The organism is Pelodictyon clathratiforme, assembly GCF_982375515.1.
Genome location: NZ_OZ455102.1, coordinates 1,711,634 through 1,726,273, shown reverse-complemented (window position 1 = coordinate 1,726,273; position 14,640 = coordinate 1,711,634). Strand labels below are relative to the sequence as shown.

General features: G+C 49.5%; 12 protein-coding genes. 3 read left to right on the top strand and 9 right to left on the bottom strand.

Translation table 11 applies throughout. The features are described 5' to 3' along the window. The first annotated feature begins 3 nt into the window (after positions 1-3). Together AC56AD_RS08295 and AC56AD_RS08290 are read left to right on the top strand one after the other, a co-directional pair. A complete protein-coding gene (locus AC56AD_RS08295; RefSeq protein ID WP_012508370.1) occupies positions 4-2,247 on the top strand; it encodes a ComEC/Rec2 family competence protein in 2,244 nt (747 codons plus the stop codon). Between the two features lie 142 nt (positions 2,248-2,389). Then, the gene (locus AC56AD_RS08290) at positions 2,390-2,770 is read left to right on the top strand and encodes a hypothetical protein (RefSeq protein WP_041526487.1); all 381 of its coding nucleotides are present in this window, start codon (positions 2,390-2,392) and stop codon (positions 2,768-2,770) included. 58 nt (positions 2,771-2,828) lie between these two features. On the opposite strand, the gene AC56AD_RS08285 is transcribed toward AC56AD_RS08290, so the two are convergent. The 3 genes from AC56AD_RS08285 to AC56AD_RS08275 form a co-directional block, all read right to left on the bottom strand. Next, positions 2,829-4,286, bottom strand: coding sequence for an ABC transporter permease (locus AC56AD_RS08285; protein ID WP_012508368.1), 1,458 nt, complete (start codon positions 4,284-4,286; stop codon positions 2,829-2,831). Positions 4,287-4,405: 119 nt separating this feature from the next. Next, a complete protein-coding gene (locus tag AC56AD_RS08280) occupies positions 4,406-5,005 on the bottom strand; it encodes a 50S ribosomal protein L25/general stress protein Ctc (protein ID WP_012508367.1) in 600 nt (199 codons plus the stop codon). A 31-nt stretch (positions 5,006-5,036) separates the two neighbouring features. Beyond that, entirely contained in the window at positions 5,037-6,008 is a 972-nt protein-coding gene (locus AC56AD_RS08275) for a ribose-phosphate pyrophosphokinase (RefSeq protein ID WP_012508366.1), read from the bottom strand. Positions 6,009-6,185: 177 nt separating this feature from the next. On the opposite strand from AC56AD_RS08275, the gene lpxD reads away from it, so the two are divergent. Beyond that, positions 6,186-7,238, top strand: a complete 1,053-nt coding sequence (gene lpxD / locus AC56AD_RS08270; RefSeq protein ID WP_012508365.1) for a UDP-3-O-(3-hydroxymyristoyl)glucosamine N-acyltransferase — start codon at positions 6,186-6,188, stop codon at positions 7,236-7,238. A 15-nt stretch (positions 7,239-7,253) separates the two neighbouring features. Here lpxD and AC56AD_RS08265 read toward each other — a convergent pair whose 3' ends face one another. The 6 genes from AC56AD_RS08265 to AC56AD_RS08240 form a co-directional block, all read right to left on the bottom strand. Then, complete coding sequence (locus AC56AD_RS08265) at positions 7,254-9,917, bottom strand: glycoside hydrolase family 15 protein (RefSeq protein WP_012508364.1); 2,664 nt, start codon at positions 9,915-9,917, stop codon at positions 7,254-7,256. An 86-nt stretch (positions 9,918-10,003) separates the two neighbouring features. Then, positions 10,004-10,450 (bottom strand): hypothetical protein, encoded by a 447-nt coding sequence (locus AC56AD_RS08260; protein ID WP_012508363.1) that lies wholly within the window; start codon positions 10,448-10,450, stop codon positions 10,004-10,006. A gap of 130 nt (positions 10,451-10,580) precedes the next feature. Then, positions 10,581-11,270, bottom strand: a complete 690-nt coding sequence (locus tag AC56AD_RS08255) for a YiaD family glycine zipper/OmpA-like lipoprotein (protein WP_012508362.1) — start codon at positions 11,268-11,270, stop codon at positions 10,581-10,583. Positions 11,271-11,440: 170 nt separating this feature from the next. Beyond that, positions 11,441-12,676, bottom strand: a complete 1,236-nt coding sequence (locus AC56AD_RS08250) for an ABC transporter permease (protein WP_012508361.1) — start codon at positions 12,674-12,676, stop codon at positions 11,441-11,443. Between the two features lie 8 nt (positions 12,677-12,684). After that, positions 12,685-13,950: an ABC transporter permease gene (locus tag AC56AD_RS08245; RefSeq protein WP_012508360.1), complete on the bottom strand. Its 1,266-nt coding sequence runs from the start codon at positions 13,948-13,950 to the stop codon at positions 12,685-12,687. Continuing rightward, complete coding sequence (locus tag AC56AD_RS08240) at positions 13,947-14,636, bottom strand: ABC transporter ATP-binding protein (RefSeq protein ID WP_012508359.1); 690 nt, start codon at positions 14,634-14,636, stop codon at positions 13,947-13,949. Before AC56AD_RS08240 ends, AC56AD_RS08245 begins: the two co-directional genes overlap by 4 nt. Positions 14,637-14,640: the final 4 nt, after the last annotated feature.

Genomic DNA, 14,640 nt, shown 5'->3' with positions numbered 1-14,640 from the left:
GATTTGCCTAACGTAGAAAAAATAAAGGAGCTGCGGTACTCTCTGCAGCTTTCCCTCGCGCCATACCCGGCGGTACGGCTGCTTGCTCTGGTTGTGTTGGGGATTCTTGCGGGCGTAAATCTGCCCCTTCCTGTTGAGGGGTGGCTGCTTTTTTGTCTCTTTGCTCTTCTTGTGCTTCTGGCCGGGTTGCTGTATGAACGGGTCAGGAATAAAGCTCCATATCCGCTTTTTTTCACTTCCATCGGTTATCTGCTTTTCCTCTTTTTCTCTTTTGCTGCGAGCAGTGATTACCGGCTTCATTATGCAGCCCGTGACGGGCTGTTGCGTTTTGTCGGTAAAAATGTGTTGCTGTATGGGCGGATTGTTGATCAGCCCCATTTTTCGGGCGCGGGAGTTGGCTGGATGATGGAGGTTGAAGAGTTGTTTGAAAACGGGCAGATCGTGAAGCTCCATGATCGGGCGAAGGTCTTCATGCGCAGTGTGGGGAAGCCGGATATCACTATTTCTTATGGTGATATGGTTCGGGTGAAGGGGAAGCTCGATCTTGTTCCTGAAGCATCCAATCGGGGTGAATTTGACCCCCGAAAAGCTGCTCGCATGAAGCAGCTTTCGGTGCAATTTTACTCTGCAGGGCCCTGGCAGGTGCAGCATGAAGGGGAGTCGGGGCTTAATGGATTTGATCGTTTCGTTGTCAAGCCGGTCTATAACTACATCACGAAGAGCCTTGAAGAACTTTTGCCGGATGGGGAGGAGCGAAAGCTTGCTGCCGGAGTGCTTACGGGCGAAAGAGAGTCGATGTCGGAGGAGGTGATTGAGGCGTTCAAGCTTACGGGTACAGCGCATATCCTTGCTGTTTCGGGGCTTAATATGGTTATGCTTGCCCTTGTTGTTCAAATCTGCCTGCAGCGCTTCCAGGTTACCACGGCAGGGCGCTGGATCTCTTTTGTGATTTTTTCCTTTATTTTGCTCGTCTACAGTTCTGTGACCGGCAACTCTCCATCGGTTAAACGCGCAGCCCTCATGTCTCTGGTGCTGATTGGCGGAGCGACGATCGGGCGGAAAAGTTATCCGGTTAATTCGCTTGCTGTTGCTGATTTTCTCATTCTTCTTTTCGACCCTTTCGATCTTCTGAATCCGGGATTTTTAATGACCAATGGCGCGGTGCTGGCCATTCTTCTGATCTCTCCCCATCTCATTGCTTCACCGCAAAAAGAAGGTGGGTTATTGCGGGGCGTCGCTCACTTTTTGCTCAGCAGTGTGATGGTTACTCTTGCTGCTATTATCGGGGTCTCGCCGGTGATTGCTTACTATTTCGGGACTTTTTCGGTTATCAGCATTCTTGCCAATATACCTGTGGTACTTTTTTCCACCCTTCTGATGTATGCTCTGGTTCCGATGCTTTTGGTTAATCTGGTGTCGGGCTATGTGGCTTCTTTTTTTGCTGCAACTTCCTTTTTTCTGGCAGAGCTTACCCTTCGTACGGCTTTGTATTTCAGCCAGTTTCCCTTTGCCTCTATAACCATCAGGCCCGATGCGATTGAAGTTTGGCTCTATTACGCTACCCTCGCAGCTTTGCTCGTTTTCAGCGTTCAGAGAGCGTGGGGGAGGGTAGCCATCTCTTTGCTTCTTGGTCTCAACCTGCTCTTTTGGTACTCTTTTGCACTTCGTATCCCGCCTGTTGCTCCCGATATGGTGACCGTCAATCTTGGCAGGAGGCTTGTTACACTCTTTTCCTCAGGCAGTGAAACCGTGCAGATTGATGCAGCTCTGGCAGCGCGTGACCAGAAACGCATTGCAGAGCAGCTCGCGGCGTATGGTATGGCCGCACCCAAAGCGGTCGTGCAGTTTTATAGCCCTGACTCTCTCATCGCAAAAACGCCCGCAGCTCGTCACATGTTGCAGGCCGACAGCACTATTTTACTTCCATCAATGGTCGTTATTCGCCCGGAGGAGAAGGTGCTCAAGCTCTGGAGTCGGGAGCGCTCGCTGCTCATTGTCTCGGGTACCAGCCGCCTGAAGGAGGAGGAGCTTTACAAAGCCGATATTGCCTTTCTTTGGGTCTACCGTTTTGCCCCGAAACAGCAGCAGCAGATAACGTCGTGGCTGAACTACGCCAGGCCGAAGCGCTGCATCCTCGTTCCCGGCTCTTTTCTTCCCCGGGCTCACCTCGCTCTCTTGCAGCGCTTTGCCGCCAGCCGTCCCGGAGTCGAAGTGCGCAGCAAAACCCGGCAGGTGGTGGTACAGTGAACTATTGGCAGGGAAATATGTAATGCATACATTTCCCATTGAGGTAGAGGCGGATTCGAGTGTGAAACTGATCGCGTTGTCTACCTGATTCGTTCAGGATTTTTTCCCGATGGCGCCTTGGATCTCCAAAGTAAGTAGTTGTATGAGCATTCACTATACCATGAGAGTCGATGGAGACATCCTCTTTGTTTGTGCTTCCGGTTTCGATGAGAGTCTTGATGAAGTTCAGGGCTATGGATTGGCCATTATCAATGCCAGTCTGGAGGGGGGTGTTTCACGTGTGTTTTGCGATGAAACTGCTCTTGAGTATCGGCTTGGAACTTTTGATACCTATCAGGCAGCCGAATTTATTGCAGAAAATGTTCCGGCTTTGGCGAAGGTAGCTCTTGTTTGCAATGCGAAGTTTATGAGCGATGCAAGCTTTTTTGAGGACGTTGTTGTCAATCGTGGCCTTACCTTGCGTTTTTTTACCGATCCGGAGGTTGCTATGCGCTGGCTTTCTGAAGCGAATGCATCTATCTGAGTTGTGCTTGATTTGACGGGTTTCGCATTTGCCCTGCACTGAGCTTTTCAGGCACTATCTATCCTCTCATTCTGGGGTCGAGGGCATCGCGGACGCCGTCGCCGATGAGGTTGAAGCAGACCACGGTGGTCAGAATGGCAATACCGGGGAAGGTTGATATCCACCAGTAGTTCAGGAGGCTGTCGCGTCCTTCGTTGATAATGTTGCCCCAGCTTGGTGTTGGCGGCTGAACACCGAGGCCGAGAAAGGAGAGTCCGGCTTCTGTCAGGATAATGCTTCCGATCCGCAGCGTTGCCGCTATGATGACCGGGGTGAGGGTGTTGGGCGCAAGGTGGCGGAAGATGATTCTCATGCTGGAGAGGCCGAGTGATTTTGCCGCGAGGATGAATTCCTGTTCTTTGAGCGAGAGTACCTGACTGCGGACAATTCTTGCGACACCCATCCAGCCGGTAAAGGAGAGGGTGATGACGATGAGGTAGATGGAGTTGCCGAAGGTGGCGATGATGATGAGGATGAGAAAGAGTGCCGGAAAGGCGATAAGGATATCAACGATCCTCATCATGAGTGCGTCGATCCAGCCCCCGAAATAGCCTGATGATACTCCGATTATGGTGCCGAGGGTGACGGAGATTAAAACAACAAGAAAGCCGATAGAGAGTGAAATTTTTGAGCCGTAGATGACGCGGCTGAGAATGTCGCGTCCATACTGGTCTGTGCCAAGGATGAAGGTACGGGTGACGGCGATGTTGCTTCTTCCGCCTCCAGCCAGCTCTGCGAGGGAGATGGTTTTGGTGCGTATTCCCTGACGGTAGATGACGTTGTTGCCCTCTCTGCGATATTCGTTGACAAATCGGATGGCGTTGGGTTCGTTGCGTGTTTTCAGAAGCTGAAAATCGCTGATGAGAGTGTTGGCCAGTTGAACGGTTGTTCCGCTCCCTTTCTGCAGGGGGATGATCAGGTTTTTTGGCTGGCGGAGTATCAGTGCCTCAAGTCGTGAGAGAGGTGGCTGATAGGCGGTGACGAGAAAATCCTGCTGGTCATAGGGGCTGAAGGGGGCGATGAAGGGAGCAAGGAATGCTGCCGAGTAGAGGAGAAAAATAATGGCTGAAGCGTAGAGAGCTATGGTGTGGCGCATGAAGGCCCTGAGGCTGATTTTGCCGATGCTCAGTTCTTCGCTTTTTTGGAGTTCAGGTGTTTTCTTGCGTAATGATCTTTTTCGGGCAATGAGCAGCAGAACGATCGGAACGGCAACAAGGTAGAGGGCTGCTATCCAGAATTCAAGGATCTCGGTGCTGAAGATCTCCTGGAATGCTTTCGGTGCAGAGAGTATGAGCGCTGTTGCGGTAAAGAGTGACCGAAAACTGATCAGCACAAGATCGGCCTGGATAAGCAGGATGAGCACAAAGCCAAGGAGAGTGGCCGAAAGAAAAATGCGTACTCCTTTTTGTGATCGGTTTTCTCCTGCACCGGTTTGTTTGTTCAGCAGGGGTGATGGTGTGCTGTGATCTGTTTTCAAGCTTTTGGTGGCTATCGGTTAATCTGTGTTTCATTGAACCACAAAAAGCTGCTTTTCGGGGAGGAAAAGCAGCTTTGCATGGTAAGGAACCAGTTTCGTCAACAGAAGTTAAAAGGCTCTCAGCTTGCTGTTGCGACAGCCGCTTCGGGAGTGGCTTCAGCCTCTTTTTTCGATGCAAGAACGGTAATGACCGGAGTGTCGGGATCATCCATGATCTGCAGGCCGGTATAGGCGTCCAGGGGGATCTCTTTGACATGGATTGAATGACCGATTTCAAGTGCCGTAACATCGACAACAAGGTGGTCGGGCATATCTTCCGGTTTGCCTTTGATGGTGAGCGCATGGAGGATAATCAGCAGTTTTCCGCCTTTTTCAACGCCGGCACTTTCACCGGAAACAGCAACCGGTACTTCGAGTTCAATGATCTCCTCAGCAGAGAAGAGCTGGAAGTCGGTGTGAATGATTCTGTCAGTAACCGGGTGAAACTGAACATCCTTGATAAAAGAACGTTTGATTTTTCCGTCAGGGAACTGAAGATCAATAATATGTGATTCGGCTGAATGAACCAATTTTCTGAGTGCCAGTTCATTGACGCTTATAGCAATGGTCTCTTCGCCTTTATGATAGATAACACCGGGGACTATGCCGTTCTTGCGCAGCTTTTCTGCATTTTTCTTTTTGATAACGCGAGGTTCTACACCTAATACAATTGTTTCCATGCTCTTCCTTTATCTCTTTTATCGCTTGTGTTTAATGAAGGTTCGTAAGTTTTTCGATGATATTCTTGCTGTCGAACAGGCAGCTTACAGAATCATCTTCGTAAATACGCTTGATAGCTTCACCGATGAGATTGCTGACGGTTACAGTCTCAATTTTCGCTGAATATTCGTGATTGGTGACGACCGAATCGGTTACGATCACCTTTTCAAGTATTGATGCGTCGATTCTTTTGATTGCTGGTCCGGAAAGAATCGGGTGTGTTGCTGCGGCATAGATTTTAAGGCCACCAGCTTCACGGATTGCTTTTGCTGCATTGACAATGGTGCCTGCAGTGTCGATCATGTCGTCAACAAGGAGGACGTTTTTGCCGTTAACATCACCGATAATGTTCATTACTTCAGCAACGTTGGCTGCAGGGCGGCGTTTGTCGACAATCACGAGGTCGGTACCGAGCTCTTCAGCAAATTTGCGGGCAAGTTTGACACCTCCGACATCAGGGGAGGCGACGACGAGGTTGTCACGAAATTCTCTTTCGCGGATATGATCGATCAGAATTACACTGGAGTAGAGGTGATCAAACGGGATATCAAAAAAGCCCTGAATCTGCGGGGCATGCAGATCCATGGTAAGAATTCTGTGTGCTCCTGCTTTGGTGAGCAGGTTTGCTACGAGCTTTGCTGTGATGGCGACACGGGGACGATCTTTTCTGTCCTGACGGGCGTAGCCGTAATAGGGAATTACTGCGGTGATTCTTGCTGCTGAAGATCTTCTGGCAGCATCAATCATGATCAGCAACTCCATCAGGTTGTCGCCTGGCGGATTGGTGGACTGAATAATGAACATATCCGATCCACGGATCGATTCAAAATAGTTTACCGAAATTTCCCCGTCAGAAAAGTTTTCGACTTTTGCGTTGCCAAGGGGCATGTCGAGGTACTTAGCAATTTTTTCTGCGAGAGCCGGATTGCTGCGTCCCGCGAAAATTTTAATGGGTTTTGCCATCGTGTCCTGCATATTCGGGTGAAAGGGGTTATATTATGGCAGTACAGTTAAAACCCGGGAGTGTTTTTCGATCCTTTTCAGGGGTAAACATTCAGGGGAGGCCAAATATAATTAAAAAGGCCGAAAAATTAATTAATTTTTTCCTCTTTCTAAAGTGAGGTGATTGGCTTGAAAAATATGACAATCAAGGATATTCAGCACTACCTGGAGCAATTTTTTGATTCTGTTGAACTGGAGGGGAGTGGCGAGGGGGTTGTTTCTTCTCCGGCAAAGATTGAAAGTGCGCAACAGGGGCAGGTGAGCTTTGTGGCTAATGAGAAGTACATAAAATATCTCTCTTCAACCGCAGCATCGCTCGTTCTTGTCCATCGCTCGGTTTCTGTTGAGGAGTTCAGTAAAAACACTTCATTTATCAAGGTCAGTGATCCTTATACAGCCTTTGTGTTTCTACTCAAAAAATTTGCTCTGCCTCGTTCTATCGCCTCGAAAGGTATTCATGCGACGGCAGTGATTGGTGAGGGGGTTTCGATTGGTGAGGATGTTTCGATCGGCGCCTTTGCCGTTATTGGTGATCGCTGTTCGATCGGCAGCAATGCGGTGATTGCTCCTCATGTTGTTCTTTTGCATGATGTCTCTGTTGGTGATGATACCGTTCTTTTTCCCTCTGTAACCTGCTATGATGGTACCTTGATCGGCAAACGGGTGGTCATTCATTCAGGAAGTGTCATTGGCGCTGACGGTTTTGGTTTTGCTCCGCAGAGTGATGGTTCTTATGTGAAGATTCCCCAGATGGGTATTGTTGAAATCGGTGATGATGTTGAAATCGGGGCAAATGTTACGATAGACCGCGCAACGATGGGCAGCACGGTTATCGGCAGGGGTGCCAAGATCGATAACCTTGTCCAGATCGCTCACAACTGCCGCATTGGTGATGATACGGTTATTGCCGCCCAGGCCGGTATTTCCGGAAGCGTAACAGTCGGACGTCAGTGCATTATTGGCGGGCAGGCTGGATTTGCCGGTCATCTCGAACTTGCTGATGGCATCAAGGTTGCTGCACAGGCTGGAATTTCAAAATCCTTTCTTCAGCCGGGTATCTCGCTGCGTGGTTATCCGGCGCAGCCCATGCGTGATCAGTTGAAGCACGAGGCAATGCTGCGTAACCTTGGCGCCATGAAAGCGAAACTTGATGCTCTTGAAAGCGAACTGAAAGAGCTTAAGGTGAAGTAGAGAGCGGATGCTGCCCTATTGCAGGATCGTGTTCATATTCCAGTTATAGGGCAGGTGGCGAAGGTAGAGTGTGTCAATGTGTTGTTCTATCCAGGTTTTTTTTTCTGCATCCATGTATGGTAACAGTGAGAGGATTGTTTCGCGTGAACTGTTGCCGAAATCTTCAGGGTACCATTCAAAGATCAGCGACATCCAGAGGGTGTTGGTTTCGTGCTCAATCTCTATTCCGCCACGGTTGATAAAACTTTTTGTGGCTGTCTCAAGCTGTCGGTTAATGAGCGCTGCGTCGTAGAACTCTATGGGAGGGCAGGAGGAGGATGAACAGAAAAGCGCGAAATGGATACGGTAATCGAATGATGCAACAATCAGGTGGCGGCGTTCATCAAGAGGTGAAAACGGCTTGAAGGGAAAGAGCGTGTGTGGTCGATTGCTGCGGAGTATGCCATGTTCAATATCATCAGGAGTAAAAAAGAGTCCGCCGATTGTGTATCCGATCCGGCCAAAAAAATTTGGGATTTCAAATACTGAGCCCTGAATATCGAATTCAATGACACCGTGAATAATGAGAACGTTGTAGATGTTGATCCAGAAAGCTTTTTTTTCTTCGTCGTTCCGGAGCATTTCGAGTTTGAAGCTGTTGAGTGACCCGGCCAGTCGCAGGTAGTGGCTGAACTCTTCGGATTGTTTGAGTGCGTTGTAATTGACCACTCCCCGTTGTGCATTGAAAAATGCACCCTGCAGTCGGCCAAGTCTCTTTTTTAACTCAGCACCGAGAGTGATGGTTGCTTCAGGTTGATCGGACTGTTGGGGGTTCAGGGTAACCTGGAGGGGGATGATTTTTTTTTGTTTTTTTCCAGGGGCGCTCTCTTTTTTTGCCTCATGGAGATGCTTCTCTGCCGCCAGAATTGCCGCAACCGCATTGATATAGCCGATATGACTGAACGCCTGGGGGAAATTGCCGAGCATTTCATGCCTGGTGCTCTCAAATTCCTCGGAAAAGAGGCCGAGATGGTTCGATGCGCTCACGGTTTCATGGAGTAACTGCAGGGCTTCGCTGGTTTTTCCTGACAGTGCCAGACACTCAACAAGCCAGAAATTACAGAGTATAAATCCGCCCTCCTCTCCTTTCAGGCCGTCTTCTGCCTTGTAGCGGAGTAGAAAACCCTGGTGCATCAGCCTCTCTTTGCAGGCGTTGATGGTTCCCTGCACTCTTGCATCTGATGCGGGAAGGAAGCCAACAATCGGCAGCAGCAGAAGGCTTGCGTCAAGTTCAGAAGAACCGTATTTCTGGACAAAGCTGTTTACTGTGTGATCGAATCCTTTTGCCAGAATATCTTCTTTGATGCGGTCGCGCTCTTGCAGCCAGCGACTGAGGGGTGCGTCAAAGCCGAAACGGCGGGCAATGGTGATTCCGCGGTCGAGGGCAACCCAGCACATGACTTTTGAGTAGACGAAATGATGTGGCCCATTGCGTACTTCCCAGATGCCGTCATCAGGTTTTTGCCAGTTTTCAATGGCAAGTGTACAGATTTCCCTGAAAAACGGCCAGAGTTCCTCATCAATTTTTCCTGCATAATCGGAAAGTCGCAGGGCTGAATCCATCACTTCACCGTAAATGTCCCATTGGTTTTGCCGATGTGCGTCGTTGCCGATTCTTACCGGGCGGGAATTGCGGTACCCTTTCAGATGGCCGAGCTCTTGTTCTGTGAGGCGGTCATTGCCATGCAGGGTGTACATGATTTGGAGATTACGGCTTCCGTATTTGCGGTAAGTGGCATGAACCCAGCGGAGATAGTTGTCTGCTTCGTTGACGTGACCGAGGGCGAAGAGTGCTTTGAGGGTAAATGCGGCATCTCTCAGCCAACTGAAGCGGTAATCCCAGTTCCGTTCTCCTCCAAGGGTTTCCGGAAGGGAGGTTGTTGCTGCTGCAGCAATGGCACCGGTCGGCTGAAAGGTGAGCAGTTTGAGCAGAAGCAGAGAGCGGTTGATCATTGAACTGAACTCTCCGAGATAGGCGCACCGTTCTCCAAGGCAGAGGAGTGCCCAATCCTGCCAGAAGATCTTGTTTTCTTCAAAAGGACAGTGCAGGGGATCACTGTTTGCCTGATTTCCATAGAGCAGATCGATGTGTGCCTCCTCGCCAGCGTCAAGTTGCAAGGCCAGTGTGAGTTTTCCTGCTGCATTGTGGAGAGGAAGAACATGACCGCCGGCAATGGATAGTGTCAGGGTATGGATTCCATATCTGACCGTAAAATGGTTGTTCCTCTCTTCTGTAATGGATGGTATTGTTTTTGCGTAATCCGGGCGGGGTTTCAGGGTGAGTGTAAAGCTCATGCTGTTCTGAGTGACCTTCAGGCAGCGATGGATACGATGGGTTGTTTTTTTTATGTGAACACCATTTTCCACCGTCATAAAGTCCTGGAGCAGCGCTTCGGCACTTCTGGTTCGGAATTTGCAAGAGAGAATATTGGTGTTGGCAAGGTATTGCTGTTCAGAGCTGAAGGGTTCCGAGGGCTGGAGGCTGAAGAAGCCTCCCTGCTCATCATCAAGGAGTGATGCGAAGATGGTCGGGGAGTCGAGCCATGGAAGGGAACAGTAGTCGATGGAGCCATCTTTTGAGACGAGGGCTACAGAATGGAGATCCCCGATCAGCCCGTAATCAGCAATGTTTCTGTACATTCCGTAATTCCTCCTTTGGGTTGCGAATTTTCTGAACAACGCACATGGAATTCATGCGTTGTTCAGGAGAATCTTTGTACCGCAATTTACGAAAGATTTCTTGGTACCTGTGAAGAGTGGTGGTGCAGGATTGGTTGTTCAAGAGAGATGTCTATGACAAAGGTGAATCGTGAAGGAAAGGAGAGCAGTACCTGGTCTACTTCAAATTCAAAGGAACAGATGCCGCTCAGGGTATGAAGGGTATCGCTCAATGACTGTTTTCTGAGTGCCTTGTTGTGCAGGCGTACGCCAAGTCCGTCTCTTGAGGCAAGTTGCCCAAAGTAGTTTCTGACTCCTTCGGGAGTTGTTACTGTATGGGGTGTAAAGGTAGGAATAAGCACTGCGGATGCATTATAGAGTGCGGCAATGTCATCTGCGTTTCCGCTGCAGACTCTTGAAACCCATTGAAAGAGAACCTCTTCGGCAGTTTTAAAATAGATCATGGCAGGCAGGTTATGTTTTCCATTGGGGAAAATATTGGCATAATCATCCATGTTCGGTCGGTCATGTATTGATTGGAGGAGAATGTAACCATTTTTTGTTTTTCCACCCGCAAATAATAAAGCCCGAACAAAGAGGTGTCCGGGCTTTTCATCAGGGGGGATCGAATGCTTTTAAAAAAAGTTAATACCGTAATTCTCCGGAATCTGCCTGGCGTTTGAGGTCGTCGTTTGCATAGATGAGCACTTCAACGCGGCGGTTAAGTTTGCGACCATACTCTGTTTCGTTTGATGAAACAGGACGGGTTTCACCGTACCCGATCGGCGAGAGCCTTCTGCCTGAAACACGGTATGCTTCAAGGAGGTTTGCTACCGAGTCGGCCCTTCTTTCGGAAAGAGACTGATTTGCATCGTCACTGCCGATACTGTCGGTGTGGCCTTCAATGACCAGACTGGTTTCGTTATAGCGGTTAAGAATCCGGGCGAGTTTTTCAATGTTGTAGCGGCTGGTTGAGGTGATTGTTGCTGAACCAGTCGAAAAGAGAATGCCGGAGTCGAAAATCACTCTGATGCCTTCGCCGACGCGCTCAACACGTGCTCCCTCCACATCGTGGTCGATTTCTGCCGCCTGTTTGTCCATGTAGTTGCCAATAAGCGCTCCACCAGCTCCGCCGAGGACGGCTCCGATAATTGCCCCTTTTGCCCAACTGCCCGATCTGCTGCCAATAATTCCTCCGATAACGCCGCCTGCTGCTGCGCCTATGCCAGCACCCTGTCCGGCATTGGTTGTTGTCTGACAACCCCAGGTAACGGTGGTCATTGCAAGAATGAGCAGAAAGGCTACAGGTTTGATAAGTTTTTGTAAAAATGTCATGATCTCAGCTATTCAGGAGTTAAAAGAGAGTTATGCCAGCGGCTGCCAACGCCGCTGCTACAGTTAAGAAAGAGTTTTAAGGCGGTTTAAGTTCCCTTTTTTTGCAATGATCATTGGATGATGCCGGAGGGAATCGGCTGAGAGTGGTATACCAGCTTCGGGACAGGTTGTTACTTTGGCCTCAGAGCTTCTACGGGGTTGAGATTTGCCGCTTTCCATGCCGGGAAAAGTCCGAATGCCATTCCGATACCCGAACAGACAAGCATGGAGACGGTTATCCATACCCAAGGAAATATAGGAGGGAGATTGAATTTCCACGCAACAGCGTTGCCAGCGATGATGCCTGCAAGAACGCCAATTACTCCGCCAGCGAGAGAGAGGAAGAATGATTCGAGCAGGAACTGGCGGAGGATGGTACGGCGAGGAGCTCCGACCGATTTTCTGATTCCTATCTCCCGTGTTCTTTCGGTGACGCTGACCAGCATGATGTTCATGATACCTACTCCTGCGGTGAGCAGGGCCATAAAGCTGATGATGAAGGCGCCTGTGCCAATGGCAAGCTTGATGTCTTTGAACGAGTCGATCAGGGATTCATTTGTTCTGATTTCGAAATCGTTGGCATCCTTGACGGTCAGTCCTCTCGCAAGTCTCATTGCACCAATTGCCCGGTCAATTGTCAACTGATACTCTTTGCGTGACAGGGCTTCAACGGTGATGCTCAAACTGCTTTTTTCATTGATATGGTCGAGGTAACGGGTAATGGGGATGAGCACAAAGTTATCCTGACTCTGGCCGAATGCGGCTCCTTTTTTTTCGAAAACTCCAATTATTGTGTAGATCTCCCCGTTAACTTTGATAAACTTGTTCAGCGGGTTTTCGCCAGTTGGGAAAAGTGTTGCCGCAACTTCACCTCCAAGTACAGCGGTGTTTCTTGCTGATCGGATATCGTTCTCTGAAAGGTTACGGCCTGTTGCTATGGTGTAGCCGTTTGAGAGTGAGAAGTTTTCGTCAGCACCCTGCATGGTGACATCAGGATTGGTGGCCAGGTTGGCATATTTTGCCTGATTGGCCGGACTATAAATGATGAAGCCGATTGTTCTGGCTTCTGAAGCCATGTTTTTTCTGAAAAGCTGCGCCTGCTTATAAGTGATATCTTTACGGTTGGCAAGCACATTGCGGCTATGGCCTCCACCAAAAACAGTTGCAGGATTTTTCTGTATCTGGAAGGTGTTGGCTCCGAGGCTTGTCAGCCCTGATTCCACACTTTTGTCGATGGCATCAAGGGCTGTCATGACGGCAATGATGGAGAATACGCCTACAGCGACACCCATGATGGTCAACCATGAGCGGAGTTTGTTGACAGCCAGGGAATAAAGCGCCTGGATGACGGTTTCACGCAGTAGCATACTTCCTCCTATTCATAACGTAACGAGTCTGCAGGGTCGAGCTTTGAGGCTGTCACGGCTGGAGCGAGTCCCGAAATAATGCCTGTGGTCACGGAAACAACAAGACTTGCCAGAACAAGATTCAAAGAGAATTGTATCGGAAAATCGGGCACAATTTTTTCGATGGCGAGGGTAATGGCGAGAGCTGTCCCGAGACCGATAACGCCACCGATGAGGCAGATCATTATCGATTCGATGAGAAATTGCAAGAGAATTGTCCGGCGTCTGGCGCCGAGCGCCTTGCGAAGTCCGATCTCCCTGGTGCGCTCTTTGACGCTTACAAAGGTAATATTCATGATGCCGATAGCGCCAACGAAGAGCGACATCCCTGTAATGAAGATACCTGCGACGGCTATGCCATTTTTTATAGGGTCAAGCTGACTTTTAAACGCCTGCTGTTCATTGATGGAGAAGTCTTCCTCGTTGCCAGGAGAGAGTCTCCTGATTCTTCTCATCAGTCCGAGTAACTCCTCCTTTGCTTCAGCAACACGCTCCTGGTTTTTGATTTTTACCCTGATGGTGATGAACATGTTTTTTCCATAGACCTTCTCAAAGGCGCCAAGTGGCATGATGATTTGATTGTCGAAACTGAAGAGGCCGAGAAACTTGCCCTGTTTTTTAAATATGCCGATAATTCGAAGTTTGCGGTTTTTGAGTTGGATGGATTTGCCAAGTGCGGGTTCGCCGGGAAAGAGGCCGGTGGCGATATCGTCACCGATGACTGCTACCATCTCGCTGCTGAGTGATTCTGCGGCAGTAAAAAACCTTCCGGTGGAAAGATTTCCGGATGCGGTTTGCAGGTATTCCTGGGTTGTTCCGAGCGAAAAGACCTGCTCAAGTATCCGTTCCCGGTACTTTGCCGAGGCCTGATAGGTCGACATCTGCGGTACAGCAATGAGCAGTTCAGAGTTGGGAGTATCGGCAATAATGCGATTGAGTTGATCGGCATAGTTCGTTTTAAGGTCCGGGCGGTTTCGATACCTCCACCATTGTCCCATTGTGCTCCATGATGATTTTTGGACATAGATAACATCGTAGCCGAGCATGGCAAGGCTTTTTTCAAATCCCAGATCGATGCCGTTTATGGCTGTACCCATCATGGTGATGGCTACAATGCCGATAATGACGCCGAGCGCCGTCAGAAACGAGCGGATTTTATTTGCCCGTATCTGATAGAAGGCCATTTTCAGGCTTTCCAGGGTTTCATAGCGGAACTGTTGGTAGTCCGTCTTCATGGTCTGGTGTCGCTTTCTATTTTTCCATCCCGGAGACGAATGACTCGGCGGGTATAGCGGGCGATATCCTCTTCATGGGTGATCAGGATAATGGTGTTGCCTGCTTCGGAAAGCGAACCGAAGATATCCATGATGTCGTGGCTTGTTGCGGTATCGAGGTTACCGGTCGGTTCATCAGCAAGAATGATGGAGGGCTTGTTAATCAGCGCTCTCGCTATGGCTACTCGCTGAATCTGGCCACCGGATAGTTCTGCGGGCTTGTGTGTTATCCGGTCGCCGAGCCCCACTTTGATAAGCGCTTCACGTGCTCGCTCCTGCCGTTCTTCAGGCGGTACTCCGGCATAGATCAGCGGAAGTTCGACATTGCGCAGGCAGTTCAGGCGGGGCAGAAGGTTAAAGGTCTGGAAAACAAAGCCGATTTCACGGTTTCTGATACGCGCCAGTTCGTCGTCATCCATCTCCGCAACACTCTGATGGTTGAGCTCATAAGTGCCGGAGGTTGGTGTATCAAGACATCCGATAATATTCATCAGAGTTGATTTCCCGCTTCCCGATGGCCCCATGATTGCTGCGTAGTCGTTCAGTTTGAAGTCAAGGTTGATCGAGTCAAGTGCGTGGACAACCTGATCGCCCATCTCATAGAATTTGCAGAGCGATTTCATGGTGATGACAGCTTGAGTCTCCATTTCC

Bases quoted from the DNA above. Each gene is read 5' to 3' on its own strand.
- AC56AD_RS08290 (WP_041526487.1), top strand. From the start codon at position 2,390: ATGAGCATTCACTATACCATGAGAGTCGATGGAGACATCCTCTTTGTT.
- AC56AD_RS08280 (WP_012508367.1), bottom strand. From the start codon at position 5,005: ATGGAAACAATTGTATTAGGTGTAGAACCTCGCGTTATCAAAAAGAAA.
- AC56AD_RS08275 (WP_012508366.1), bottom strand. From the start codon at position 6,008: ATGGCAAAACCCATTAAAATTTTCGCGGGACGCAGCAATCCGGCTCTC.
- lpxD (WP_012508365.1), top strand. From the start codon at position 6,186: ATGACAATCAAGGATATTCAGCACTACCTGGAGCAATTTTTTGATTCT.
- AC56AD_RS08265 (WP_012508364.1), bottom strand. From the start codon at position 9,917: ATGTACAGAAACATTGCTGATTACGGGCTGATCGGGGATCTCCATTCT.
- AC56AD_RS08260 (WP_012508363.1), bottom strand. From the start codon at position 10,450: ATGGATGATTATGCCAATATTTTCCCCAATGGAAAACATAACCTGCCT.
- AC56AD_RS08255 (WP_012508362.1), bottom strand. From the start codon at position 11,270: ATGACATTTTTACAAAAACTTATCAAACCTGTAGCCTTTCTGCTCATT.
- AC56AD_RS08250 (WP_012508361.1), bottom strand. From the start codon at position 12,676: ATGCTACTGCGTGAAACCGTCATCCAGGCGCTTTATTCCCTGGCTGTC.
- AC56AD_RS08245 (WP_012508360.1), bottom strand. From the start codon at position 13,950: ATGAAGACGGACTACCAACAGTTCCGCTATGAAACCCTGGAAAGCCTG.
- AC56AD_RS08240 (WP_012508359.1), bottom strand. From the start codon at position 14,636: ATGGAGACTCAAGCTGTCATCACCATGAAATCGCTCTGCAAATTCTAT.